Annotated in this window: 19 protein-coding genes and 1 riboswitch; of the genes, 15 read left to right on the forward strand and 4 right to left on the reverse strand. The window is 67.7% G+C overall.

The window, feature by feature from the left end; genetic code table 11:
* Positions 1-32 precede the first annotated feature (32 nt).
* A complete protein-coding gene (locus G6N43_RS16255; RefSeq protein WP_083150724.1) occupies positions 33-527 on the forward strand; it encodes a VOC family protein in 495 nt (164 codons plus the stop codon).
* Positions 524-1,978 (forward strand): FAD-binding protein, encoded by a 1,455-nt coding sequence (locus G6N43_RS16260; protein ID WP_083150725.1) that lies wholly within the window; start codon positions 524-526, stop codon positions 1,976-1,978. The genes G6N43_RS16255 and G6N43_RS16260 overlap by 4 nt, the downstream gene beginning before the upstream one ends.
* Here G6N43_RS16260 and G6N43_RS16265 read toward each other — a convergent pair.
* Both G6N43_RS16265 and G6N43_RS16270 read right to left on the reverse strand, forming a co-directional pair.
* Positions 1,975-3,891, reverse strand: a complete 1,917-nt coding sequence (locus tag G6N43_RS16265; protein WP_083150726.1) for an ABC transporter ATP-binding protein/permease — start codon at positions 3,889-3,891, stop codon at positions 1,975-1,977. The genes G6N43_RS16260 and G6N43_RS16265 overlap by 4 nt on opposite strands.
* 61 nt (positions 3,892-3,952) lie before the next feature.
* Positions 3,953-5,548, reverse strand: a complete 1,596-nt coding sequence (locus tag G6N43_RS16270) for an FAD-dependent monooxygenase (protein ID WP_083150727.1) — start codon at positions 5,546-5,548, stop codon at positions 3,953-3,955.
* A 20-nt stretch (positions 5,549-5,568) separates the two neighbouring features.
* On the opposite strand from G6N43_RS16270, the gene G6N43_RS16275 reads away from it, so the two are divergent.
* The 13 genes from G6N43_RS16275 to G6N43_RS16335 all read left to right on the forward strand — a co-directional run bounded on the left by G6N43_RS16275 (position 5,569) and on the right by G6N43_RS16335 (position 19,710).
* Positions 5,569-7,212, forward strand: a complete 1,644-nt coding sequence (locus G6N43_RS16275) for an acetolactate synthase (RefSeq protein WP_083150728.1) — start codon at positions 5,569-5,571, stop codon at positions 7,210-7,212.
* 111 nt (positions 7,213-7,323) lie between these two features.
* Positions 7,324-9,594 (forward strand): accessory Sec system translocase SecA2, encoded by a 2,271-nt coding sequence (gene secA2, locus G6N43_RS16280; RefSeq protein WP_234810080.1) that lies wholly within the window; start codon positions 7,324-7,326, stop codon positions 9,592-9,594.
* A gap of 9 nt (positions 9,595-9,603) precedes the next feature.
* Entirely contained in the window at positions 9,604-10,227 is a 624-nt protein-coding gene (locus tag G6N43_RS16285) for a CDP-alcohol phosphatidyltransferase family protein (protein ID WP_083150730.1), read from the forward strand.
* A complete protein-coding gene (locus G6N43_RS16290; protein WP_083150731.1) occupies positions 10,224-11,120 on the forward strand; it encodes a DUF881 domain-containing protein in 897 nt (298 codons plus the stop codon). Before G6N43_RS16285 ends, G6N43_RS16290 begins: the two co-directional genes overlap by 4 nt.
* A gap of 10 nt (positions 11,121-11,130) precedes the next feature.
* Positions 11,131-11,463, forward strand: coding sequence for a small basic family protein (locus G6N43_RS16295; RefSeq protein WP_083150732.1), 333 nt, complete (start codon positions 11,131-11,133; stop codon positions 11,461-11,463).
* Positions 11,464-11,471: 8 nt separating this feature from the next.
* Complete coding sequence (locus tag G6N43_RS16300; protein ID WP_083150733.1) at positions 11,472-12,290, forward strand: DUF881 domain-containing protein; 819 nt, start codon at positions 11,472-11,474, stop codon at positions 12,288-12,290.
* Between the two features lie 74 nt (positions 12,291-12,364).
* Positions 12,365-12,760 carry a glycine cleavage system protein GcvH gene (gene gcvH, locus G6N43_RS16305; protein ID WP_083150734.1) on the forward strand — a complete coding sequence of 132 codons (396 nt, stop codon included), beginning with the start codon at positions 12,365-12,367 and terminating at the stop codon, positions 12,758-12,760.
* 155 nt (positions 12,761-12,915) lie between these two features.
* The gene (garA, locus tag G6N43_RS16310; protein WP_083150735.1) at positions 12,916-13,389 is read left to right on the forward strand and encodes a glycogen accumulation regulator GarA; all 474 of its coding nucleotides are present in this window, start codon (positions 12,916-12,918) and stop codon (positions 13,387-13,389) included.
* Positions 13,390-13,418: 29 nt separating this feature from the next.
* A complete protein-coding gene (ftsR, locus tag G6N43_RS16315; protein WP_083150736.1) occupies positions 13,419-14,159 on the forward strand; it encodes a transcriptional regulator FtsR in 741 nt (246 codons plus the stop codon).
* Positions 14,160-14,208: 49 nt separating this feature from the next.
* Positions 14,209-14,703 carry a bifunctional nuclease family protein gene (locus tag G6N43_RS16320; protein ID WP_083150737.1) on the forward strand — a complete coding sequence of 165 codons (495 nt, stop codon included), beginning with the start codon at positions 14,209-14,211 and terminating at the stop codon, positions 14,701-14,703.
* Positions 14,704-14,941: 238 nt separating this feature from the next.
* Positions 14,942-15,571, forward strand: a complete 630-nt coding sequence (locus G6N43_RS16325) for a MerR family transcriptional regulator (protein WP_083150738.1) — start codon at positions 14,942-14,944, stop codon at positions 15,569-15,571.
* Positions 15,572-15,680: 109 nt separating this feature from the next.
* Positions 15,681-15,778, forward strand: a riboswitch (glycine riboswitch).
* 151 nt (positions 15,779-15,929) lie between these two features.
* Positions 15,930-18,776 (forward strand): aminomethyl-transferring glycine dehydrogenase, encoded by a 2,847-nt coding sequence (gene gcvP, locus G6N43_RS16330; protein WP_083150739.1) that lies wholly within the window; start codon positions 15,930-15,932, stop codon positions 18,774-18,776.
* A 58-nt stretch (positions 18,777-18,834) separates the two neighbouring features.
* On the forward strand, positions 18,835-19,710 hold the full coding sequence (locus tag G6N43_RS16335; protein ID WP_083150740.1) for an alpha/beta fold hydrolase: 876 nt from the start codon (positions 18,835-18,837) through the stop codon (positions 19,708-19,710).
* Here G6N43_RS16335 and G6N43_RS16340 read toward each other — a convergent pair.
* Positions 19,707-21,668: a substrate-binding domain-containing protein gene (locus tag G6N43_RS16340; RefSeq protein ID WP_083150741.1), complete on the reverse strand. Its 1,962-nt coding sequence runs from the start codon at positions 21,666-21,668 to the stop codon at positions 19,707-19,709. The two genes, G6N43_RS16335 and G6N43_RS16340, sit on opposite strands and share 4 nt — an antisense overlap.
* A 38-nt stretch (positions 21,669-21,706) precedes the next feature.
* Positions 21,707-23,902, reverse strand: coding sequence for a malate synthase G (locus G6N43_RS16345; RefSeq protein ID WP_083150742.1), 2,196 nt, complete (start codon positions 23,900-23,902; stop codon positions 21,707-21,709).
* Positions 23,903-23,912: the final 10 nt, after the last annotated feature.

Here is a 23,912-nt window from a genome sequence, read left to right on the forward strand (position 1 = left end):
CATCCGGTGCGGCGGGGGATATCCTCGACGCGATGCTTGCCCAGACACCTGTCCAGATTGCGTGGGTGACGCGGGACCTCGACGCCACCGAAAAGGCGCTGACCGCCATGCTGGGCGCCAGGAAGTGGGTACGGGTGCCCGATGTCCACTTCACGCCCGACACGTGTACCTACCGCGGGCGCCCGGCCGATTTCACCGCGCACATCTCGTTCAGCTACGCCGGTGACACCCAGCTCGAGCTGATCGCACCGCAGAGCGGTGTCAGCGTGTACTCGGAGTTCCTCGACACTGCAGGGCCCGGACTGCACCACATCTGCCTCGAGGCGCTCGATTCACCCGCCTTCGACGCCGCACTGCGTGACGCAGAACGCGACGGCACACCCGTGGTGCAGCAGGGCGTCATGCCGGGAGGCATGCGGTTCGCCTACCTGTCCGCCGCCGACGCAGGCGTGCCCTACATCGAGATCGCCGATATCCCCGGCGAAATCAAGGCCTTCTTCGACTACGTGAAACAGGAGCAACAGTGAGCGGTCTCGACATCCCGGACACCGTCAGCGCGGCCGATGTGACGTCATGGTCCGACGAGGTCGACGTGCTGGTGATCGGCTTCGGTATCGCCGGCGGTTCGGCAGCCCTCAGCGCGGCGGCGGCAGGGGCGCGGGTGCTGCTGCTGGAGCGTGCCGCCGCCGCGGGCGGCACCACCTCGCAAGCCGGCGGCCACTTCTATCTCGGCGGGGGCACCGCCGTTCAGCAGGCGACCGGTCACGACGACAGCGCCGAGGAGATGTACAAGTACCTGATGGCGGTGTCGAGCGACCCCGAGCCCGAGAAGATTCGGGCGTACTGCGAGGGCAGCGTCGAACACTTCAACTGGTTGGAGGACTTGGGTTTTCAGTTCGAGCGCAGCTTCTATCCGGGCAAGGTGGTCGTTCCGCCGGGCACCGAGGGCTTGTCGTACACGGGCAACGAGAAGGTGTGGCCGTTCTGCGAGAAGGCGAAGCCGGCGCCGCGCGGACACTCGGTGCCCGTGCCCGGTGAACTCGGCGGCGCGGCGATGGTCGTCGATCTGCTGGTGAAGCGGGCCGCCGAACTCGGGGTGGAGGTCCGCTACGAGACCGGGGCGACCAACCTCGTCGTCGACGGCGACGGCACAGTGGTCGGCGTGCGCTGGAAGCACTTCAACGACACCGGCGCGATCAAGGCGAAGGCGGTGATCATCGCCGCGGGCGGGTTCGTGATGAACCCGGACATGGTGGCCAAATACACGCCGAGGATCTCGGAGAAGCCGTTCGTGCTCGGCAGCACCTATGACGACGGCCTCGGGATCCGGATGGGCGTCTCCGCAGGCGGTTACACCAAGCATATGGACGAGGCGTTCATGACGGCGCCGGTCTATCCGCCCGAGATCCTGTTGACGGGAATCATCGTCAACAAGCTCGGGGAGCGGTTCGTCACGGAGGACTCCTACCATTCGCGCACTTCGGCTTTCGTGATGGATCAGCCCGACAGTGCGGCTTTCCTCATCGTGGACGAAGCCCACCTGCAGAACCCCGAGGTGCCGCTCGTGCCGCTGATCGACGGGTGGGAGACCGTCGAGGAGATGGAAAAGGCGCTCGGGATTCCGGAGGGCAAGCTCGTCGCCACACTCAATCGGTACAACGCCAACGCGGCCGAGGGCGAAGACCCCGACTTCCACAAACAGCCTGAATACATTGCGCCCCAAGACAAAGGGCCGTGGGGTGCATTCGACCTGTCACTGGGCAAGGCGATGTACTCGGCGTTCACGCTCGGTGGCCTCGCCACATCCGTCGACGGACAGGTGCTGCGTGAGGACGGCAGCATCGTGCCCGGCTTGTATGCCGCGGGAGCGACCGCCTCCAAGCTCGTGCCGGACGGCAAGGGCTATTCCAGCGGCACGCAGCTGGGTGAGGGCTCGTTCTTCGGCAGGCGCGCGGGCGCGCATGCCGCGCGAGCCTAGACCTGGACCGGTTCCTCGCCGCCCACCCGGCCGAATCGCCATTCGCCGTCGCCGAGCAGTTCGAGTTCGTGGGTGTGGTGCTGCTCGACGGCTTTGCGGTGGCTGACACTGACCAGGATGGTGTCGGGCAGCTCGGTCCGAATCAGGTTGTACACCAGGTATTCCAGACCCTCGTCGAGCGCCGACGTGGACTCGTCGAGGAACACCGCCTTGGGGGCGGTCAGCAGTATGCGCGCGAACGCGATTCGCTGCTGCTCGCCGGGGGAGAGGATCTTCGCCCAGTCCTCGACCTCGTCCAGCCGCCCGGTCAGATGCGGTAGCGCCACCTTCTCCAGCGTGCGTTTCAGTGTGGCGTCGTCGATCTCGCCTTCCTCGTTGGGATAGCTGACGACGGCGCGCAGATTACCCAGCGGCACATACGGCATCTGCGACAGGAACATCGTCTCGTTCGGGCCGCACGGCCTGGTCAATGTTCCTGTGGTGTAAGGCCACAACTCGGCGAGGCTGCGCAGCAGCGTGGTCTTGCCCGCACCCGATGCACCGGTCACCACCAGCGTGTCGCCGACTTGCAGGTGCAGGTCGAGCGGGTCCACGAGCTGTTTCCCGTCGGGCGTACGGACCTCGACACCGGACAGCTGCACCGTGCCGTCTTTGCAGGCCGTGGTGGTGATCTCCGGCAGCGCACGGCCCTCCTCGTTCGCGGTCATCAGGCCGTCGAGACGGATGATCGACGCGCGGTAGCCGGCGAACGCGTCGTAGGCGTTACGGAAGAACGACAGCCCCTGCTCGATGTTGCCGAACGCCGACGCCGACTGGCTCATCGCGCCGAGGGTGATCTCACCGCTGAAGAATCGCGGGAACTGGAACAAATACGGTGGCACCACGATGATCTGGCTCATCGACAGGTTCCAGCCGTAGAAGCCCATCATCCGGTTGATCCACCGCTTGTAGTTGGCGACGACCGGCGCGAACAGCTTGCGCAACCCGGTGCGTTCGGCGAGCTCGCCGCGGTAGAACGCGACCGCCTCCGATGCGTCGCGCAGCCGCACCAGCGCGTAGCGGAACGCCGCGTTGAACTTCTCGTTGCGGAACGACAGCCAGATGATCGGCCGGCCCACCCAGAACGCGATGACCGACGCGAACAGCACGTAGGTCAGCAGGATCCAGAACATGGCCTTGGGCAGCTCGTAGTTCACGATTGGAATCGTCAGCGTCCCCGACAGGCTCCACAGAATCGCGGTGAACGAAATCATCGAGGCGATGGCGTTGACCGACCCGAACAGCAGCGTCGACGTCGAGGTGTTGGCCGGGGTGTTCGGAAGCCCGCCGACGCCCGCGGTGAAGATATCGATGTCGTACTGGATGCGCTGATCGGGGTTGTCGATCGTGTCGTCGATGAACCGTCCGCGGTAGTACGCCTTGCCGTGCAGCCAGTCACCGGTCATCCGGTCGGTGAGCCACGCGCGCCAGGCCAGCATGAACCGCTGCGTGATGAACAGGTCGAACATGATCCGCGCGACGTGCAGGACGGCCAGCGCCGAGAACACGAACATCGACAGATAGAAGCCGTCGCGTCCGGAGTTCCTGATCGCGTCATCACCCGCGGCCACGCCCGATGCCACGACCTGGAAGCTGGTCATCATGTCGCTGCCCTGGAAGGTGAACAGCACCGACAGTCGGACGCCGAAGATCACCGATAGCAGGATCAGCCCGAGCCACAGCCACACCTTGACGCTTTCCGGCCCCTTGAAATAGTCGCCGGTGATGCGCCAGAACTGCCGGCCCCACACCGTGTATCTGGCCAGCAGCACGCAGATCACCAGCGTCGCGACCGCGGCGATCAACCATGCCTGGCCGATCCACTTCAGCGAGACCAGGAGTTCCTGGCTCCAGTCCAGCGTAGGGGCGAACATTCCCTCATCCACTGTGGCAACGTACCTCGCCACACTGCTAAGGGCGTGGCGGTGGCCTCAACTATGCGCGGCCCTCTGGACCGAAAATCGTCCGCAGATGCGCCGCCAGGCCGTCGGTATCCGTGTGTGCGCCGGCGAAGCCGAGGTAGCCGTCGGGGCGGATGACGAACGCCGTTCGGTCAGCGGTCGGATACGCGGCGGCGAACGCCGAACCGGCGTCGCGAATGACGGGCAGGACGGTGGTGGCGACGGCGGCGCCGGGTGCGGCGATCAGGTAGACGGTCACGTCGCCTTTCGCCGCCGCGACGGCGGTCTCGGCGGCCGCTTCGAACGTCTCGACGTCGGCGGGGCCGGTGTCCTCGGCGGCGTACAGCAGCACGGTGTGCGAAGGCCCGAAGAGCGTGAACAGTCTCAGGGATCCGGTGACGGCATCGCGGGTCAGACCCGTCGCATCGGGTGCGCGTCGCCCGGCGTTCGCGGCCACGATCGGACTGTCGAAGTAGTCGATCAGCAACTGTGCTTCGCGACGAATGATGAAGTCGATGTCGTTGGAATCGGAACCGATGCCCTCGCGTGCGCTGCGCACGGTCCGGCCGACGACCTCCTCGCCGACGGGACGCCGTTCGGCGTCGTAGCTGTCGAGCAGGCCCGGTGCCGCACGTCCGGACACCGCGAGCGCGAGTTTCCACGAGAGGTTGTGTGCGTCCTGGATGCCGGTGTTCATACCCTGCGCGCCGGTGGGCGGGTGGATGTGCGCGGCGTCGCCTGCGACGAACACCCGACCCCGACCGTAGGCGTCGACGATGCGGTGGCTGATGCGAAAGACCGAGGACCAGCGCAGGTTTCGTGCCGTCGTCGGCTCCGGCGACAGCCGGTCCAGCACAGCCTGGATATGCCTCAGTTCCGGTGTGCGGTCACCCTCGAACCCGTGGGCGACACCGCCCGACGACTCAGCGGCCAGTTCGGGCGGAACGAGCATCGACATGCGGTACCGGCCCCTGCCGGGCAGCGGAATGCACACCAGCAGGTCGTCGGTGGCTCCGTCGGTCTGGTGCATGGCGCGGATGCCGTACCCGCGTGGCATGGACCAGTCCACCTCGACGTCGCCGAGCATGTACTGCTCCTCGAACGCCGCGCCCTCGAATGTCAGGCCGAGAGCCTTGCGCACGGTGCTGTGCGCACCGTCGGCCCCGATCAGGTAGCTCGCCTGCACCGTCTGCTCGCCACCGTCGCCCGCCAGGGTGGCGCGCACTCCGTCGGCGTCCTGGTCGAAGCCGGTGATCCGTAGGCCACGCTCGACATGTACGCCACGCAGGGCGAGTTCGTCGCGCAGAATCCGCTCGGCGGCGTACTGCGGGATGGCGATGAAGCCGAACGGCACGTCGGAGGGGATGGTGAAGTCGATCTGGCCGACGTTCTCGCCGTTGACGTAGATGATCTGTCCGCGCATCTGGATTGCCGCGTCCAGGATGCGCGTCAGGATGCCCATGGACTCGAAGACTTCGAGTGTACGAGGTTGTACGCCAACGGCTTTCGCGTACTGCGGGGGCTGGGCAAGTGGGTCGACGATTCGGCAGTCGATGCCGCGCCGGGTCAACTCGATGGCGGCGGTGAGGCCGACGGGTCCGCCGCCGGCGATGAGGACGTCCGTTTTCACGCGCTGATTATGCTGCCCCCATGGGCAACGACGCTCCGACGGTCAACGCCGGACACCTGATCGCGCGGCGGTTGCGGGCCAGCGGCATCGACACCGTCTTCACGCTGTCGGGCGGGCATCTGTTCTCGATCTACGACGGCTGCCAAGCAGAGCACGTCCGCCTGATCGACACGCGACACGAACAGACGGCGGCGTTCGCGGCCGAGGGCTGGTCGAAGGTGACCCGGGTGCCGGGCGTCGCGGCGCTGACCGCCGGGCCCGGTGTCACCAACGGTATGAGCGCGATGGCCGCCGCTGCGCAGAACCAGTCGCCGCTGGTGGTGCTCGGCGGCCGCGCCCCCGCGTTGCGCTGGGGCCAGGGTTCGCTGCAGGAGATCGACCACGTGCCGTTCGTCGCGCCGCTGACCCGGTTCGCAGCGACCGCGCAGTCGCCGGACGCGGTCGGCACGCTGGTCGACGATGCACTGCGGGCCGCGGCGGGATCGGACGGACAGGCGACGGGCGTGTCGTTCGTCGACTTCCCGATGGACCACGTGTTCGGCGAGGCGCACGACGCCGGCGCACCCGGTGCGCTGACGGGTCCAGCCACCGTCGTTCAGCCGGACGGCGACGCCGTCGACGCGGCGGTCCGGCTGCTCGGCGACGCACGGCGGCCCGTGATCATGGCGGGCACCAACGTCTGGTGGGGCCATGCCGAGGCCGCGCTGCTTCACCTGGCCGAAGCGCTGCGGATCCCGGTGCTGATGAACGGTATGGCGCGGGGGACCGTACCCGCCGACCATCGGCTCGCGTTCTCGCGTGCCCGGTCAAAAGCGTTGGGAGAGGCCGACGTTGCGGTGGTGATCGGCGTGCCGATGGACTTCCGGCTCGGCTTCGGTGGTGTGTTCGGGGCCGAGACCAAGCTGATCGTGGCCGACCGCGTCGCGCCCGAGCGGCCGCATCCGCGCGCGGTCGCCGCCGAACTGTACGGCGACCTGACGACGATCCTGTCGGCACTGTCGGCGGCGTCGCCGACCGAGCACGAGGACTGGATCGCCGCCCTGCGCACCACGGAGACCGCGGCGCGGACGGGTGAGGCCGCGGAGTTGGCCGACGACCGGACGCCGCTGCACCCGATGCGGGTCTACGCCGAGGTGAGCGCGCTGCTGGATCGCGACGCCATCGTCGTGATCGATGCGGGCGACTTCGGGTCCTACGCGGGTCGCGTCATCGACAGCTATGTGCCGGGCGCGTGGCTGGACAGCGGCCCGTTCGGCTGTCTGGGCTCCGGACCGGGTTACGCGCTGGCCGCCAAGCTGGCCCGACCCGATCGGCAGGTCGTCCTGCTGCAGGGCGACGGCGCGTTCGGGTTCTCCGGTATGGAGTGGGACACGTTGGTGCGCCACGGAGTTCACGTGGTCTCGGTGATCGGCAACAACGGCATCTGGGCGCTGGAGAAACACCCCATGGAAATGCTGTACGGCTACTCGGTGGTCGCCGAACTGCGGCCAGGGACTCGCTATGACGAGGTGGTCACCGCGCTTGGTGGACACGGCGAGCTGGTGGCGGCGCCCGCCGAGCTGCGTCCCGCGCTCGAGCGGGCGTTCTCCGCCGGACTGCCCGCGGTCGTCAATGCGTTGACGGATCCGACGGTGGCTTACCCGCGTCGCTCGAACCTCGCTTAGGGCCGCCGGGACAGTCTCGACGTCCGGGTAAGTCGCGGCGCCGCGTACCGTAAAGCTGTGGCGAAGACGAAGACCCGCACCTCAGGACGTGTAAGCAGTCGCTTCTGGCGGATGCTCGGGGCGAGCACCGAACGGGATCAGGCGTCGTCGATGGCGCAGGTCCGCGAGTCGGCGGAGTTCGACGAGAAGGCCGCCGACCTCGATGACGAGGAACTGCTCAAGGCCGCGAAGCTGCTGAATCTGGACGACCTGGCCGACTCCGCGGACATCCCGCAGTTCCTGGCGATCGCGCGCGAGGCAGCCGAGCGGACCACCACGCTGCGACCGTTCGACGTGCAGCTGCAGGCCGCCCTGCGGATGCTGGCCGGCGACGTCGTCGAGATGGCCACCGGCGAGGGCAAGACCCTGGCGGGTGCGATCGCCGCGGCCGGCTATGCGATCGGTGGCCGCCGCGTGCACGTCATCACCATCAACGACTACCTAGCCCGCCGCGACGCCGAGTGGATGGGCCCGCTGATCGAGGCGCTCGGCCTGACCGTCGGCTGGGTCACCGCCGACTCGACGCCCGACGAACGGCGCAAGGCGTACAAGTGCGACGTCACGTACGGCTCGGTCAACGAGATCGGCTTCGACGTCCTGCGCGACCAGCTGGTCACCGACGTCGAGGACCTGGTGTCACCCAACCCCGATGTCGCGCTGATCGACGAGGCCGACTCGGTGCTCGTTGACGAGGCGCTCGTGCCGCTGGTGCTCGCGGGCACCACGCACCGCGAGACGCCGAAGGTCGAGATCATCCGGATGGTCGGCGAGCTGACCGAGGGTGAGGATTACGAGACCGACTCCGAGAGCCGCAATGTCCACCTCACCGAGAAGGGCGCGCAGAAGCTCGAGGCGAAACTCGGCGGCATCGACCTGTACTCCGAGGAGCACGTCGGCTCGACGCTGACCGAGGTCAACGTCGCGCTGCACGCGCACGTACTGCTGCAGCGCGACGTGCACTACATCGTCCGCGACGACGCCGTGCACCTCATCAACTCCTCCCGCGGCCGCATCGCGCAGTTGCAGCGCTGGCCCGACGGACTTCAGGCCGCGGTGGAGGCCAAGGAGGGCATCGAGACCACCGAGACCGGCGAGGTGCTCGACACGATCACCGTGCAGGCGTTGATCGACCGGTACCCCACGGTGTGCGGCATGACCGGCACCGCACTGGCCGCGGGCGAGCAGCTGCGCCAGTTCTACAAGCTCGGGGTGTCGCCGATCCCGCCGAACACCCCGAACATCCGCGAGGACGAGCCCGACCGCGTGTACGTCACGGCCGCCGCCAAGAACGACGCGATCGTCGAGCACATCATCGAGGTGCACAAGACCCGTCAACCGATCCTGGTGGGCACCCGCGACGTCGCCGAGTCCGAGGAACTGCACGAGCGGCTGGTGAAGGCCGGCGTCCCCGCCGTGGTGCTCAACGCCAAGAACGACGCCGAGGAGGCCGCCGTCATTGCCGAGGCGGGCAAGCTCGGTGCGGTGACCGTGTCCACCCAGATGGCCGGCCGCGGCACCGACATCCGGCTCGGCGGGTCCGACGAGGCCGACCACGACGAGGTCGCCGCGCTCGGCGGGCTGCACGTGATCGGGACCGGACGCCACAACACCGAGCGGCTGGACAACCAGCTGCGCGGGCGCGCCGGCCGTCAGGGCGATCCGGGCTCGTCGGTGTTCTTCTCCAGCTGGGAAGACGACGTGGTGGCCGCCCACCTGGAGGCGAGCAAGCTGCCGATGCAGACCGACGAGGACGGCCGCATCACCAATCCGAGGGCGGCGAGCCTGCTCGACCATGCCCAGCGCGTCGCCGAGGGCCGCATGCTCGACGTGCATGCCAACACCTGGCGCTACAACCAGCTGATTGCTCAGCAGCGCGCGATCCTCGTCGACCGCCGCAACACCCTGCTGCGCACTCCGACCGCACGCGACGAGTTGCGTGAGCTGTCGCCGGACCGCTACGAGGAGCTGGCAGAGCAGATCGGCGAGGAGAAGCTGGAGAAGATCTGCCGGCTGATCATGCTGTATCACCTGGACCGCGGCTGGGCCGACCACCTGGCGTATCTGGCCGACATCCGGGAGAGCATCCATCTGCGCGCGCTCGGCAGGCAGAATCCCCTGGACGAGTTCCACCGGATGGCCGTCGACGCGTTCGCGTCGCTGGCCGCCGACGCGATCGAGGCCGCCCAGCAGACGTTCGACACCGCCCAGTCCATCGAGGACGAGCCGGGCATCGACCTGTCCAAGCTCGCGCGGCCGACGTCGACGTGGACGTACATGGTGCACGACAACCCGCTCGCTGATGACACGCTGTCGGCACTGAGCCTGCCCGGAGTATTCCGCTAGGTTCTACGCATGGACGAGTCGCCGGGCCGGCGAACTCAGACGGGGGCCGCACAGACGTCGCAATCCCGGGTGTTCACGGTGCCCAATGCGCTCAGTGTGCTGCGCCTGGTGCTGGTGCCTGTGTTCCTGTGGTTGCTGCTGGTGGCCCATGAGAACGCCTGGGCCGTCGCGGTCCTCATGGTCAGCGGGGTCTCGGACTGGGCCGACGGCAAGATCGCGCGACTGGTCGACAACCAGTCGTCGAGACTCGGGGAACTACTCGACCCATTCGTTGACCGCATCTACATGGTCGCCATCCCGATCGCGCTGGCGGTCCACGGGTCGGTGCCGTGGTGGATCGTGCTCACCCTGCTCGGACGCGACGTCGTGCTGGCCGCGACGCTGCCGCTGCTGCGCAGCCGCGGACTGACCGCGCTGCCGGTCACCTACATCGGCAAGGCCGCGACGTTCGCGCTGATGTCCGGGTTCCCGCTGATCCTGCTCGGTCAGTGGGACGCGTTGTGGAGCCGGGTGATCCTCGCCTCCGGCTGGGCGTTCCTGATCTGGGGCCTGGTGATGTACCTGTGGTCGGGCGTGCTCTACCTGATCCAGGTTTCGCTGGTGATGCGCCGTATGCCCAAGGTAGGGCGATGAGTCATCTCGGCGGCTACGACCCGAACGCCGGACGCAGCGCCCACGACGCGGGCAGGCCGTCCCTGATCCCGGTGCCCTCGCTGTTGCGTTCGCTGCTGTCGGACCACCTCGACCCGGGATACCAGGCGGCGGCCGACGCGAAGCGGCAGGGAAAACGCCGCAAGAGGTGGCAGTCGTGGGCGTGGCAGCTCGCAGGGGCGGTGTTGATCGCGCTGGTGTTCGTCGCTGCCGTCGCCCAGGCCCGGTCGACCGCACCCGGCGTGCGCGAGACGCAACAGGTGCTGTCCGGCAGCGTGCGCTCCGCCGAAACAGAAGTGGCGGACGCGTCCGCCCGACGCGATGACCTTGCGGCGCAAGTGGATACCGTACGGCGGCAACGCCTCGAGGGTGACGCGCGCGGCCAGCAGTTGCTCGGCGAACTCGACGAATCGAATTTCGAGGCGGCGGCCACCCCCGTGATCGGCCCCGGCCTGGAGATCACCGTCACCGATCCTGGGATGACGAGGGACCTGACCGACGTGTCCAAGCGGCGACTGCCCGGTAGCCAGCAGGTGATCCTGGACCGCGACCTGCAGCTCGTGGTCAATTCGCTGTGGGCCAGCGGTGCGGAGGCGATCTCGGTGGGCGGCGTGCGGATCGGGCCCAACGTGACGATCCGGCAGGCGGGCGGCGGCATCCTGGTCGACAATCAACCGATCAGCAGCCCCTATGTCATCCTCGCGGTCGGACCGCCGAACGCGGTGCGGGATCGCTTCGAGCGCAGTCCTGGTCTGCAGCGCCTGCGTCTGCTGGAGACCTCGTACGGAGTGGGAGCCCGGGTGAGCACGTCGGAGGCGCTTACCCTGCCGGCCAGCCCGGTCCGAGATGTCAACTTCGCCAAGGAGATTGGATGAGTCCAGACAAATGATCGGAATCGTCGCACTCGTCATCGGCATCGCGCTGGGGTTGGTGTTTCACCCCGAGGTGCCCGAGTTCGTGCAGCCGTACCTCCCGATCGCCGTCGTCGCCGCGTTGGACGCCGTGTTCGGTGGTCTACGGGCCTATCTGGAGCGCATCTTCGACTCGAAGGTGTTCGTGGTGTCCTTCGTGTTCAACGTGCTGGTCGCCGCGCTCATCGTCTACCTGGGAGACCAGCTCGGCGTCGGGACGCAGCTGTCCACCGCGATCGTCGTGGTGCTGGGCATCCGGATCTTCGGAAACGCTGCCGCGTTGCGGCGCAGGTTGTTCGGTGCGTGACGTAAGCGATGAGTGACGAGTCCCGCCACCCTGCCGATGCGGAGCAGCACGGCCGCCACGAGCTGCCGCCCGATGCGCCGGCTCCCGAGATCGGCGAACTGCACGCCGGTGGCGTTGCCGGCGTCGTCCGGCGCGGCCGTACGCAGGTCATCTTTGGGGCACTGGCGGTGCTGCTGTGTCTGCTGCTGGGTGTCGCGATCATCACCCAGGTACGGCAGACGGAGTCGGGCGATTCGCTGGAGAACGCCCGACCCGCCGATCTGCTGGTGTTGCTGGACTCGCTGCAGCAACGGGAGGCGGCGCTGAACACCGAAGTGGCCGACCTGCAGCGCACGCTGGCGCAACTGCAGGCCTCCGGGTCCAGCGATCAGGCGGCGATCGAGAACGCGCAGGCCCGGCTGGCCGCCTTGTCGATCCTGATCGGCACGGTGCCCGCCACCGGCCCCGGCGTGACCCTGACCATCACCGACACCACCCCCGGTGTGCCGGCCGAGACCATGCTCGACGTCATCAACGAGCTACGCAACGCGGGTGCCGAGGCGATGGAGATTCGCGGCGGAGGTTCGGAGGTGCGGGTGGGTCTGGACACCTGGGTCGTCGGTGTCCCCGGCGCGCTGGTCGTCGACAGCGTGACGCTCAACCCGCCGTATTCGGTTACTGCCATTGGTGATCCGCCGACTCTCGCCGCAGCCATGAACATTCCTGGCGGTGCGATGGACAGTGTCGAACGTGTCGGCGGCACGATGAGCGTGCAGCAAGCGGAGCGCGTCGACGTCACCGCCTTGCGGCAACCGAAACCTCGCCAATACGCTCAGCCAGTCAAATGAGTTTGTGCACGCGTCAGCAGTGAAAACGCGGAATAGATCACCGCGGTGACCCGCGGAAGAGAATGAGGAGCGCCGTGAGCGAAATCCCAGCCGACCTGTACTACACCGAGGAGCACGAGTGGGTGCAGCGCACCGGCGACGACACCGTCCGCGTCGGTATCACCGACTACGCGCAGTCCGCGCTCGGGGACGTCGTATTCGTCCAGCTGCCCGACGTCGGCGCCGAGGTGACTGCGGGGGAGTCGTTCGGCGAGGTGGAATCGACGAAGTCGGTGTCCGATCTCTACGCGCCGGTCAGCGCGAAAGTCATTGCGGTGAATGGTGATCTGGAGGCTAACCCGCAGCTCGTCAACTCGGAGCCCTACGGCGGAGGTTGGCTGATCGACCTGCAGCTCGACGCCGACGCGTTGGCGGACGGGCTCGGCAAGCTTCTGGACGCCGATGGCTACCGCGCCACCGTGGCCGAATGACGAGTTGTTAGGGTTTTCCCGACTGGGTACCAACCAGAGGCGGATCCGGCGGTGGTGGACACAATCGCGTCCACCTCACGGTACGGTCGACACCAGACGAACTTCGGCTGCGGGTTTGGCCTGAATACGCCACAGCGGCTAGTGAGGAGCAGCGGGTGACGGACAAGGACCAGAATTCTGGGGCGGACCAGACGTCTGACGATGTCACTGTGGAGACGACATCTGTCTTCCGCGCGGACTTCCTCAACGAGTTGGACGCTCCGGCGGCGGCGGGCACCGAGGGGGCGGTGACGGGGGTCGAGGGCCTGCCCGTCGGCTCAGCCCTGCTGGTCGTCAAGCGGGGACCCAACGCCGGATCGCGGTTCCTGCTCGACCAGCCCGTCACATCGGCGGGTCGGCATCCCGACAGCGACATCTTCCTCGATGATGTGACCGTGAGCCGCCGTCACGCCGAGTTCCGACTCGAAGGCAACGAGTTCCAGGTCGTCGATGTCGGCAGCCTCAACGGCACCTACGTCAACCGCGAGCCCGTGGACTCCGCGGTGCTCTCCAACGGTGACGAGGTGCAGATCGGCAAGTTCCGCCTGGTGTTCCTCACCGGGCCCAAGAGCGACGACGGCGGCAGCTAGTGGCCGATGAGCGCACTCGCGACGAGTAAATGAGCCAGCCCGACACCCCCGCTCTGACTGGGATGTCGATCGGCGCGGTTCTCGATCTGCTGCGACCGGACTTCCCGGATGTGACCATCTCCAAGATTCGGTTCTTGGAGGCCGAGGGCCTGGTCACCCCGGAGCGCACGGCGTCGGGTTACCGTCGGTTCACCGCCTACGACTGCGCTCGCCTGCGGTTCATCCTGACCGCCCAGCGCGATCAGTATCTCCCGTTGAAGGTCATCAAGGCCCAGCTGGACGCCCTGCCGGACGGGGAATTGCCGCAGAGCGGATCCGCTTACGCCATACCGCGTTTGGTGCCGGTGACCGGCGCCGTTACCGATGCTGCGGGCGGGCAGGGCGGCGTGGCCCCGACGCAGGTGCGGTTGTCACGCGAGGACTTGCGCGCCCGCTCGGGTGTCGACGACGAACTCATCACCGCACTGGTCAAGGCGGGGGTGATCAAGACCGGGCCGGGCGGCTTCTTCGACGAGCACTCCGTGCTGATCGCCCAGTGCGCTCGCGCGCTTGCGGAGTACGGCGTCGAGCCACGCCATCTGCGCGCCTTCCGGTCGGCGGCCGACCGCCAGTCCGATCTGATCGCTCAAATCGCAGGACCGGTGGTGAAGGCGGACAAGGCGGGTGCACGCGACCGCGCCGACGATCTGGCGCGTGAGGTAGCGGCATTGGCCATCACGTTGCACACGTCGCTAATCAAGTCCGCGGTGCGCGACGTACTCGACCGCTGAGGATTAGACTCGATTTCGGCAGGCATCTCAGCGCGAAGGGCGGACACAGATGGGTGAGGTTCGTGTAGTCGGCATTCGCGTGGAGCAGCCCCAGAACCAGCCGGTGCTGCTGCTCCGCGAGGCCAATGGCGACCGCTACCTACCGATTTGGATAGGCCAGTCGGAGGCGGCGGCGATCGCACTCGAACAGCAGGGTGTGGAGCCGGCGCGACCGCTCACGCACGACCTGATTCGAGATGTCATTGGCGCGCTTGGCCATTCGCTCAAGGAGGTGCGCATCGTCGACCTCCAGGAGGGCACGTTCTACGCCGACCTGATCTTCGACCGCGACATCAAGGTGTCGGCGCGGCCGTCGGATTCGGTGGCGATCGCACTGCGGGTCGGGGTGCCGATCTACGTGGAAGAGGCGGTGCTCGCCGAGGCCGGGCTGCTCATCCCCGATGAGAACGACGAGGAAGCCACCGGCGCGGTGCGTGAAGACGAGGTCGAGAAGTTCAAGGAATTCCTCGACAGCGTGTCGCCCGACGATTTCAAGGCGACCTAGCCCGATCCAGCCGAGTTTCGGGTCGCTTTTTCGTGCGGTTTTGTCACGGAAGCGTCTCGTCGGCCTCGACACGCGGGCCGGGTTTCTCAGATCGGTCAAGTGGGCAGCCATACTCTGATGGTCGGACCTGCTGATGGCCAGTCTCGGGCCCGGCGACAGCGTATGCTCGACACATTCGGGCTTGGGCAAACGTGCTGCCATGCAGGTCACGAGGCGAGACCGGCGAGAGGATTCGAAAGTGGAAGACACGCCACGTCAAGAGGAATTCGATCTGTCCTCAGCCACCGGTCCGGCCGAATCAGAATCAGGAGTGACCGTTTCCGAAGCACCAGTGCAGGCAGGTCTCTTCCCTGACGACTCCGTACCCGACGAGCTCGTCGGCTACCGCGGCCCCAGTGCATGCCAGATCGCCGGTATCACCTATCGGCAGCTCGACTACTGGGCCAGGACGTCGCTGGTGGTGCCGTCCATCCGAAGCGCCGCCGGTTCGGGCAGCCAGCGTCTGTACTCGTTCAAGGACATCCTGGTCCTCAAGATCGTCAAGCGACTGCTGGACACCGGCATCTCGCTGCACAACATCCGGGTCGCCGTCGATCACCTGCGTCAGCGCGGTGTCCGTGACCTGGCCAACATCACGCTGTTCTCCGACGGCACCACGGTTTACGAGTGCACCTCGGCCGAGGAAGTGGTCGACCTGCTGCAGGGTGGCCAGGGTGTGTTCGGTATCGCGGTGTCCGGCGCCATGCGTGAGCTGACCGGCGCGATCGCCGACTTCCCAGGTGAGCGGGCCGACGGCGGTGAATCCATCGCGGCGCCCGAGGATGAGCTGGCGTCGCGGCGCAAGCACCGCGACCGCAAGATCGGCTAACTGTCTTCGCTCGAAACTGCGGGGAGATCGCGAAAATTTCGAAATCGGCGATCTGTGCGCGGTCTCGGCGCGGCTATTGCGGCGTCCACCGGTAAACTCGTCAACGCATCGCCCTTGTGCGGGAGAGTTCCGTGGTCGCCAGCCACGGACGCCGAAGGAGCAACACCTCTCCGTCAACCTCTCAGGCACCCGGACCGCGCAGGGCCCCGATGCCTCTGGAAAGTGGTAGGCCTGCGCCCACCCGCCCATGGGGAAAGGCTCCCTCGCGCTGCGCGAGTCGCCGAATCTCTCAGGCACCGACGACAGAGGGAGAGGAGCCCAACGGTTCTGACCCTTCACGCGTCTGGAGCAATCGCCGGTGTCCGACCAGAACGATTCATTCACCTTCGCCGCACGCCACATCGGACCTGACGCCGACGCGGTCACCACGATGCTCACGACCATCGGCGTCGGCTCCCTCGACGAGCTCGCCGAGAAGGCGCTGCCCGCGGGCATCCTCGACGCATTGACCGCCGATCAGGTGGCGCCCGGTCTGGATCAGCTCCCGCCGGCGGCCACCGAGGAGGAGGCGCTCGCCGAACTGCGGGCGCTCGCCGACGCGAACACCATCGCGGTGTCGATGATCGGCCAGGGCTACTTCGACACGCTCACCCCGCCGGTGTTGCGCCGCAACATCCTTGAGAACCCCGCGTGGTACACGGCCTACACGCCGTATCAGCCCGAGATCAGCCAGGGCCGGCTCGAGGCGCTGCTCAACTTCCAGACCATGGTCAGTGACCTGACCGGACTCGAGGTCGCCAACGCCTCCATGCTCGACGAGGGCACCGCCGCCGCCGAGGCGATGACGCTGATGCACCGTGCGGTACGCGGGTCGTCGAACCGGTTGGTGGTCGACGTCGACGTGTACCGCCAGACCGCCGCCGTACTGGCCACCCGCGCGCAGCCGCTGGGCATCGAGATCGTCACCGCAGACCTGCGGCAGGGCCTGCCCGACGGCGAGTTCTTCGGCGTCATCGCCCAACTGCCGGGCGGCAGCGGCGCGATCGTCGACTGGACCGAGCTGGTGACCCAGGCGCACGAGCGCGGTGCGTTGGTGGCCATCGGCGCCGACCTGCTGGCGCTGACGCTGATCACCCCGCCGGGTGAGATCGGCGCCGACGTCGCGTTCGGCAGCACCCAGAGATTCGGGGTGCCAATGGGATTCGGCGGACCGCACGCGGGTTACCTCGCCGTCCACGCCAAGCATGCCCGCCAGCTGCCCGGCCGTCTCGTCGGGGTGTCACTGGACGCCGACGGCGCGCCCGCGTACCGGCTGGCGCTGCAGACCCGCGAGCAGCACATCCGCCGCGACAAGGCGACCAGCAACATCTGCACCGCCCAGGTGCTGCTCGCGGTGATGGCCGCCATGTATGCGAGCTATCACGGCGCCGAGGGGTTGACCGCGATCGCACGGCGGGTGCACGCGCACGCCGAGGCACTGGCCGCCGGCCTGGCCGAGGGCGGCGTGGAAGTGGTGCACAGCGCGTTCTTCGACACCGTCCTGGCTCGCGTTCCCGGCAAGGCGGCTGAGGTCCGCGACAACGCCAAGGCGCACGGCGTGAACATCTGGCTGGTCGACGCCGACCATGTGTCGGTGTCCTGCGACGAGGCCACCACGGCGCAGCACGTCGACACCGTGCTGTCGGCGTTCGGCGTCACCGCGGCCGACGGGTTCGACGGACCCGCAATCGAGACCCGCACCTCGGAGTTCCTGACGCACCCGGCGTTCACCCGGTACCGCACCGAGACGGAGATGATGCGTTACCTGCGGTCCCTGGCGGACAAGGATATTGCGTTGGACCGCAGCATGATTCCGCTCGGATCGTGCACCATGAAGCTCAACGCGGCCGCCGAGATGGAACCGATCACCTGGCCCGAATTCGCCAGGCAGCATCCGTTCGCCCCGGCGTCCGACACGCCCGGCCTGCGCAAGCTGATCGCCGACATCGAGACGTGGTTGACCGCGATCACCGGTTATGACGCGGTGTCGCTGCAGCCCAACGCGGGCTCGCAGGGGGAGTACGCGGGTCTGCTGGCGATCCAGGCCTACCACCGCAGTCGCGGTGACACGCAGCGCAACATCTGCCTCATCCCGTCGTCCGCGCACGGCACCAATGCCGCGTCGGCTGCGCTGGCGGGGATGCGCGTCGTGGTGGTGGCGTGCCGCGAGAACGGCGACGTCGACCTCGACGATCTGCGCGCCAAGGTCACAGAGCACGCGGAAACCATTGCGGCGCTGATGATCACCTACCCGTCGACCCACGGTGTCTACGAGCACGACGTCGCCGACATCTGCGCTGCGGTCCACGATGTGGGCGGCCAGGTCTATGTCGACGGCGCCAACCTCAACGCGCTGGTCGGGTTGGCGCGGCCGGGCCGGTTCGGCGGCGACGTCAGTCATCTCAATCTGCACAAGACGTTCTGCATCCCGCACGGCGGCGGCGGTCCCGGCGTCGGGCCGGTCGCGGTGCGTTCGCATCTCGTGCCCTACCTACCGGGACATCCGCTGGCCGACGAACTCGGCGACGACCTGACGGTGTCGGCGGCCCCGTACGGATCCGCGTCGATCCTGCCGATCACGTGGGCCTATATCCGGATGATGGGCGCGGGTGGGCTGCGCGCGGCGACGCTGACGGCGATCGCGTCGGCCAACTACATCGCCCGGCGCCTCGACGAGTACTACCCGGTGCTGTACACGGGCGAGAACGGCATGGTGGCCCACGAGTGCATCCTCGATCTGCGGGGCATCACGAAGCAGACCGGTGTCACCGTCGACGATGTCGCAAAGCGACTGGCGGACTATGGTTTCCACGCTCCGACGATGAGCTTCCCGGTGGCGGGCACCCTGATGGTCGAGCCGACGGAAAGCGAAAGCCTGGCCGAGGTCGACGCGTTCTGCGAGGCGATGATCTCGATCCGCGGCGAGATCGACGCGGTGGCCGCGGGCACCTGGCCTGTCGACGACAACCCGATGCGCGGCGCGCCGCACACCGCGGAATGCCTGCTCGTGGCCGACTGGGACCACCCATACACGCGCGAGCAGGCGGCGTTTCCGCTCGGCAAGTCGTTCCGCCCGAAGGTGTGGCCGCCGGTGCGTCGCATCGACGGCGCATACGGCGACCGCAACCTGATGTGCTCGTGCCCGCCGGTGGAGGCGTTCGCCTAGAGCCGTCCAGCCGCCGAAATCCGCGGGTGATCCACGTTCGGCCGCTAGGGTTCGTGACGTGTTACCCCGCAGTGTGGTGCAGTGGCGCGACGGTGGCTCCTGGTTGAGCACCGCCGCCGGCCGAGTGTTCGTCCGTTCGGCGCCGGGCGAGGGTCCGACGATCCTGCTGTTGCACGGCTACCCGTCCAGTTCCTACGACTACCGCGAGGTTGTTCCGCACCTCGGCGGCCGGGCGTGGGTGACGCTGGATTTCCCCGGCTTCGGGTTGTCGGACAAACCGCGACCGCACAACTACAGCCTGCTCGAGCAGGCCGACATCGTGGCGGAGGTGGTAGCCGCGACGACCTCAGGTCCGGTGGAGCTGATCGCGCACGACATGGGCACGTCGGTGGCCACCGAGCTGCTGGCGCGAGACCTACAGGGGCAGTTGCCATTCGAGCTGCAGCGCGCGGTGATCGGCAACGGGAGCGTCATCCTGCACCGGGCCAGCCTGCGGCCGGCGCAGAAGCTGCTTCGCGGCCCGCTGGGCCCGATTCTGGCGCGGCTGTCCAACGCGTCGTCCTACCAGCGCGAGTTCGCCAAGCTGTTCAGCGCCGATCACCCGATGAGCAAGCAGGAGGGGGAGGCGCAGTGGGCGCTCTGGTCGTACAACGACGGGCACCGCATCCCGCACCGGCTCATCGCCTACCTCGACGAACGGGTCCGCTATGCCACGCGATGGCACGGCGCGGTACGGGACTGGCCCAAGCCGCTGAGTTTCCTGTGGGCGCTCGAGGATCCCGTCGCCACCACGCACGTGCTCGACGGACTTCGTGAGCTGCGGCCGGCGGCCGCCGTCGTCGAACTGCCCGGCGTCGGGCACTACCCGCAGGTCGAGGTACCAGAACAGTTCACCCGTGCGGCGATGGCCCTGCTGTCAACCGCGTCGCACTAAGCCAGGAGCGCTGTGATCGCGGACGTCAGCTCCGGGCCCGCCGAGCTGTTCAGGTTCTGATACTTGCCGCGGGTGGTCTGCGCCACCGCCTCCCACGTCGCGCGGTCGGCGTCGCCGCCGAAATCGATCACGTTCACCGCGATGGGCCGGGCCGGGTCGAACGCGCCGCGGATGTAGTCCTGCAGACCCTGGCCGTTCAGCGTCCGGTCCGTATGCGGGCCCGTGGTGATGACCAGGACCGAATTCGGCTGGCCCTCACGGTAACTCGACTTGGCTTGTTCGTACGCCAGGCGCAGCGTGGTGAACGAGACCGCACCGCCGCTGGAGGCCGTCTGGTCAGTCAGCCCAGAGGCCAGCACGGCCGAGCGTGGCTTGCCGTCGAGCTGGTCGGACAGCGGTCCGATCGGAACCTGGGACTGGCCCTGGACGCCGTCGAACGTCCACAATCCGATCGCGGAGTTCGGTGCGAGCGCCTGCAGTCGAGCGTTGAGCGCCTCGGTCACATTCGCCAGCCGTGAATTGTCGCCCTCGACGACCGGCATCGACTGGTCGAGCATGATGGTCACCGCCGGGCTTTCCGCGGGGGCGGTCAGCGCATCGGCGAGCGTGACGCGCATCGCGTTGTCGCCCACCGACAACGGCGCCGACAGGGGTGCGAAATCGGTGACATCGCTCGCCGGCGGGGTAGCGCCGTCGGTGCGGAAGCCCGCCTTCGCCAGTTCGGCCAACTGGTCCGGTTTGCGCATGAACCGCGCGAACTCGCTGGCGGCCGCCACCTGCTCCTGAGACAGCCAATCGCCGGCCAGCAGCGCCGTCGGGTAGTCCGCGACGGGAGCGGGGCCCGGTGGCAGCCACGACGTCACCGTGTCCTTGGCGTCGGACAGCGTGGTGCCGCGTTGGTAGAGCTGCTGCTCGGTGGTGACGACGGCGTGTACGGGCGCGGCCGCGGGATCGGACGCCTCCAGCAGCGCGTCCATGGCCGTCGCGGTCTTCGTGTCCGCCAGCTTCGGCTGCCCGGCGACCAGTGCGCTCACCGCGCCGATACCCGAGGTCGGCGGTGCGCCTGCGGGTGCGGTCGCCGCCGCCACGGCCTCGGCCGCGAGGTAGGAGGCGTCGCTGTCGCCGGACATCGGCAACGCCAACCGCAACGAGCCCCAGCCCGGCAGGCCAAGGCCGTCCAGGGCGGTGGGGTTGGTCTGCAGCGCCGGCAACGTGGCCCAGTTCTGTTGACTCAGCGCACCTTTGAGCTCTGGCCTGATCGCCAGCACGACGGGCGAGGTGACCAGCGATCGGGCGTCGCTGATCGTCTGCTCACCGGCACTGGCCTCGAGGCGCGCCGCCGAGATCGAACTGCCCGGAATCCACAGCGCGGGCCGCTCGCCAAGGTCGGAAGGCCACTTCTCGATGAATCCGTTGATCACCTGATCGGAGTCGGCCGACGTCACGCCCACCTTCACACAGCGGTCACCCACAGGCGCGGCGCTTTGGTTGTACCGGTCGGCCAGGGTCGTGATCTGCTCGGCGATGGACGGGTCCGCGACGACGGCGACGGCGAGGTCACCATCCACACACCGGGCCGCGGCGACATCACTGCGATCGGAGAGTGCGTCGCCGAAGAACCGCCACAGGATGATCGCGCCGACCACCACGACGACGGCGACCAGGGCGACGATCACACCGACGCTGACGCCCCGGCGACGCGGCGTCACCGCGCGGTGGCTGCCGGTCCATTCACCGCTGTCCCAGCGCGGGCGACTGGGAGGCGGAGTGGTGGACGACCCGACGCGACGCAGGTCGAACCCCGACGGGTCGGATTCCGGTTCGTCGTCGGCGAATGCGTCGGCGTCGGATCCGTAGCTCGGCCGTGCATCGGCCTGGCGGAACCGCGCGGTCTCGGTTTCGTCGTGCTGCTCTTCGCCGGCCGAATCCTCGGGGTCGGGAATGCTATGCCTGCCCACAGAAGCCCTTGTGCTCGCTACGTCGACGGGTCATCGGATCAAGCACCGTTGTTGGCTGCCTTAAATTCGCGGCGCCTGCGATGCAGGATCGGTTCGGTGTAGCCGTTCGGCTGCGCGGTGCCGGACAGGATCAGCTCCTGGGCGGCCTGGAACGCCACGCTGCCCTCGGGGTCCGGGGCCATCGGCCGGTAGTCCGCGTCCCCGGCGTTCTGCTCGTCGACGACCGCCGCCATCCGCCGCAGACTGGCCTTCACGTCGTCCTCGGTGATCACACCGTGACGCAGCCAGTTCGCCAGCAGCTGGCTCGAGATACGAAGCGTCGCGCGGTCTTCCATCAGCGCGATGTTGTGGATGTCGGGCACCTTCGAGCAGCCGACGCCGGCGTCGATCCAGCGCACCACGTAGCCGAGGATGGACTGGCAGTTGTTGTCGACCTCTTCGCGGATCTCCTCGGGCGCCCAGGCGAGTTCCTTGCTGAGGGGGATGGTGAGCAGCTGGTCGATCGTGGTCCGGGTCTTACCCGCGAGCTCCTTCTGCACCGCGAACACGTCGACCTCGTGGTAGTGCATGGCGTGCAGGGTGGCCGCCGTAGGCGACGGCACCCACGCGGTGGTGGCGCCGGCCTTGGGCTGACCGATCTTCTGCTCGACCATCTCGGCCATCAGGTCGGTCATCGCCCACATGCCCTTGCCGATCTGCGCGCGCCCGGAGAATCCGGTGGCCAGGCCGATGTCGACGTTCTGGTCCTCGTAGGCCAGGATCCACGGCTGCGTCTTCATGGCGCCCTTGCGGACCATCGGGCCCGCCTCCATCGACGTATGGATCTCGTCGCCCGTGCGGTCCAGGAAGCCGGTGTTGATGAACACCACGCGGTCGGCGGCCGCCTTGATGCAGGCCTTGAGGTTCACCGTGGTGCGGCGCTCCTCGTCCATGATGCCGACCTTGATGGTGTTCGGCGGCAGCCCGAGGACGTCCTCGACACGGCCGAACAGCTCGACCGTGAACGCGACCTCTTCGGGGCCGTGCATCTTGGGCTTCACGATGTAGATCGAGCCGGTGCGGCTGTTGACCTTCGGGCCGTTCTCATCGCCGGACTTCAGCCCGTGAATCGCGATCAGGCTGGTGAACAGCGCGTCCTGGATGCCCTCGGGCACCTCGTTACCGTCGACGTCCACGATGGCGTCGTTGGTCATCAGGTGACCGACGTTGCGCACGAACAGCAGGCTGCGGCCGGGCAGCGTCAGCTGGCCCGCACCGTCCGGAGTGGTGTAGACGCGGTCCTCGTTGAGCACCCGGGTGAAGGTCTTGCCGTCCTTGCTCACCTCTTCGGCGAGGTCGCCGCGGTTCAGACCCAGCCAGTTGCGGTAACCGAGCACCTTGTCGTCGGCGTCGACGGCGGCCACTGAGTCCTCGAAGTCCATGATCGTGGTGATCGCGGACTCCAGGACGACATCCTTGATGCCGGCCGGGTCGGTGGAGCCGACGGGGGAGTCGGGGTCGATCAGGACCTCGACATGCAGGCCGTGGTTGCGCAGCAGCACCGACCAGGACGGCGAGCCGAGTTCGCCGGTGTAGCCGACGAACTGCTCGGGCGTCGCGAGCCCGGTGGACACCCCGTCGCCCAGCGTGACGACCAGCCGGCCCTCGTCGATCTTGATGCCGGTGGCTTCGTTCCACGCGCCGGTGGCCAGCGGGGCGGCACCGTCGAGGAAGCGGCGGGCATACGCGATGACTTTGTCACCGCGGACCTTGTTGTAGCTGGTGCCCTTTTCGGCGCCGTCGTCCTCGGGGATGACGTCGGTGCCGTACAGCGCGTCGTACAGCGAGCCCCACCGGGCGTTCGCGGCGTTCAGCGCGAAGCGGGCGTTCAGGATCGGGACGACGAGCTGCGGGCCTGCGGTCGTGGTGATCTCGTCGTCGACGCCCGCGGTGGTGATGGTGAAGTCCTCGGGCTCGGGCAGCAGGTACCCGATCTCGGTGAGGAACTCGCGGTAGGCCTCGGCGTCGATGGGCTCGATGACGCGCTGGCGGTGCCACTTGTCGATGCGGGCCTGCAGCTCGTCGCGCTTGGCCAGCAGCTCCTGGTTCTTGGGCGTCAGATCGGCGACGACCTTGTCCACGCCGGACCAGAAGGTGTCGGGATCGAGGCCGGTACCCGGCAGCGCCTCGCTGTTGATGAAGTCGTACAGCACCTGGGCAACACGCAGGTTGCCCACCTTCACGCGATCGGTCATATTTCCTCCC

Origin of the sequence: Mycolicibacterium moriokaense, assembly GCF_010726085.1 — a bacterium.
Lineage (GTDB): Bacteria > Actinomycetota > Actinomycetes > Mycobacteriales > Mycobacteriaceae > Mycobacterium > Mycobacterium moriokaense.

Coding starts and splice junctions, on each gene's coding strand:
- G6N43_RS16255 (WP_083150724.1), top strand. CDS start 33: ATGCTTGCCCAGACACCTGTCCAGATTGCGTGGGTGACGCGGGACCTC.
- G6N43_RS16265 (WP_083150726.1), bottom strand. CDS start 3,891: ATGTTCGCCCCTACGCTGGACTGGAGCCAGGAACTCCTGGTCTCGCTG.
- G6N43_RS16275 (WP_083150728.1), top strand. CDS start 5,569: ATGGGCAACGACGCTCCGACGGTCAACGCCGGACACCTGATCGCGCGG.
- secA2 (WP_234810080.1), top strand. CDS start 7,324: ATGCTCGGGGCGAGCACCGAACGGGATCAGGCGTCGTCGATGGCGCAG.
- G6N43_RS16285 (WP_083150730.1), top strand. CDS start 9,604: ATGGACGAGTCGCCGGGCCGGCGAACTCAGACGGGGGCCGCACAGACG.
- G6N43_RS16290 (WP_083150731.1), top strand. CDS start 10,224: ATGAGTCATCTCGGCGGCTACGACCCGAACGCCGGACGCAGCGCCCAC.
- G6N43_RS16295 (WP_083150732.1), top strand. CDS start 11,131: ATGATCGGAATCGTCGCACTCGTCATCGGCATCGCGCTGGGGTTGGTG.
- G6N43_RS16300 (WP_083150733.1), top strand. CDS start 11,472: ATGAGTGACGAGTCCCGCCACCCTGCCGATGCGGAGCAGCACGGCCGC.
- ftsR (WP_083150736.1), top strand. CDS start 13,419: ATGAGCCAGCCCGACACCCCCGCTCTGACTGGGATGTCGATCGGCGCG.
- G6N43_RS16320 (WP_083150737.1), top strand. CDS start 14,209: ATGGGTGAGGTTCGTGTAGTCGGCATTCGCGTGGAGCAGCCCCAGAAC.
- G6N43_RS16345 (WP_083150742.1), bottom strand. CDS start 23,902: ATGACCGATCGCGTGAAGGTGGGCAACCTGCGTGTTGCCCAGGTGCTG.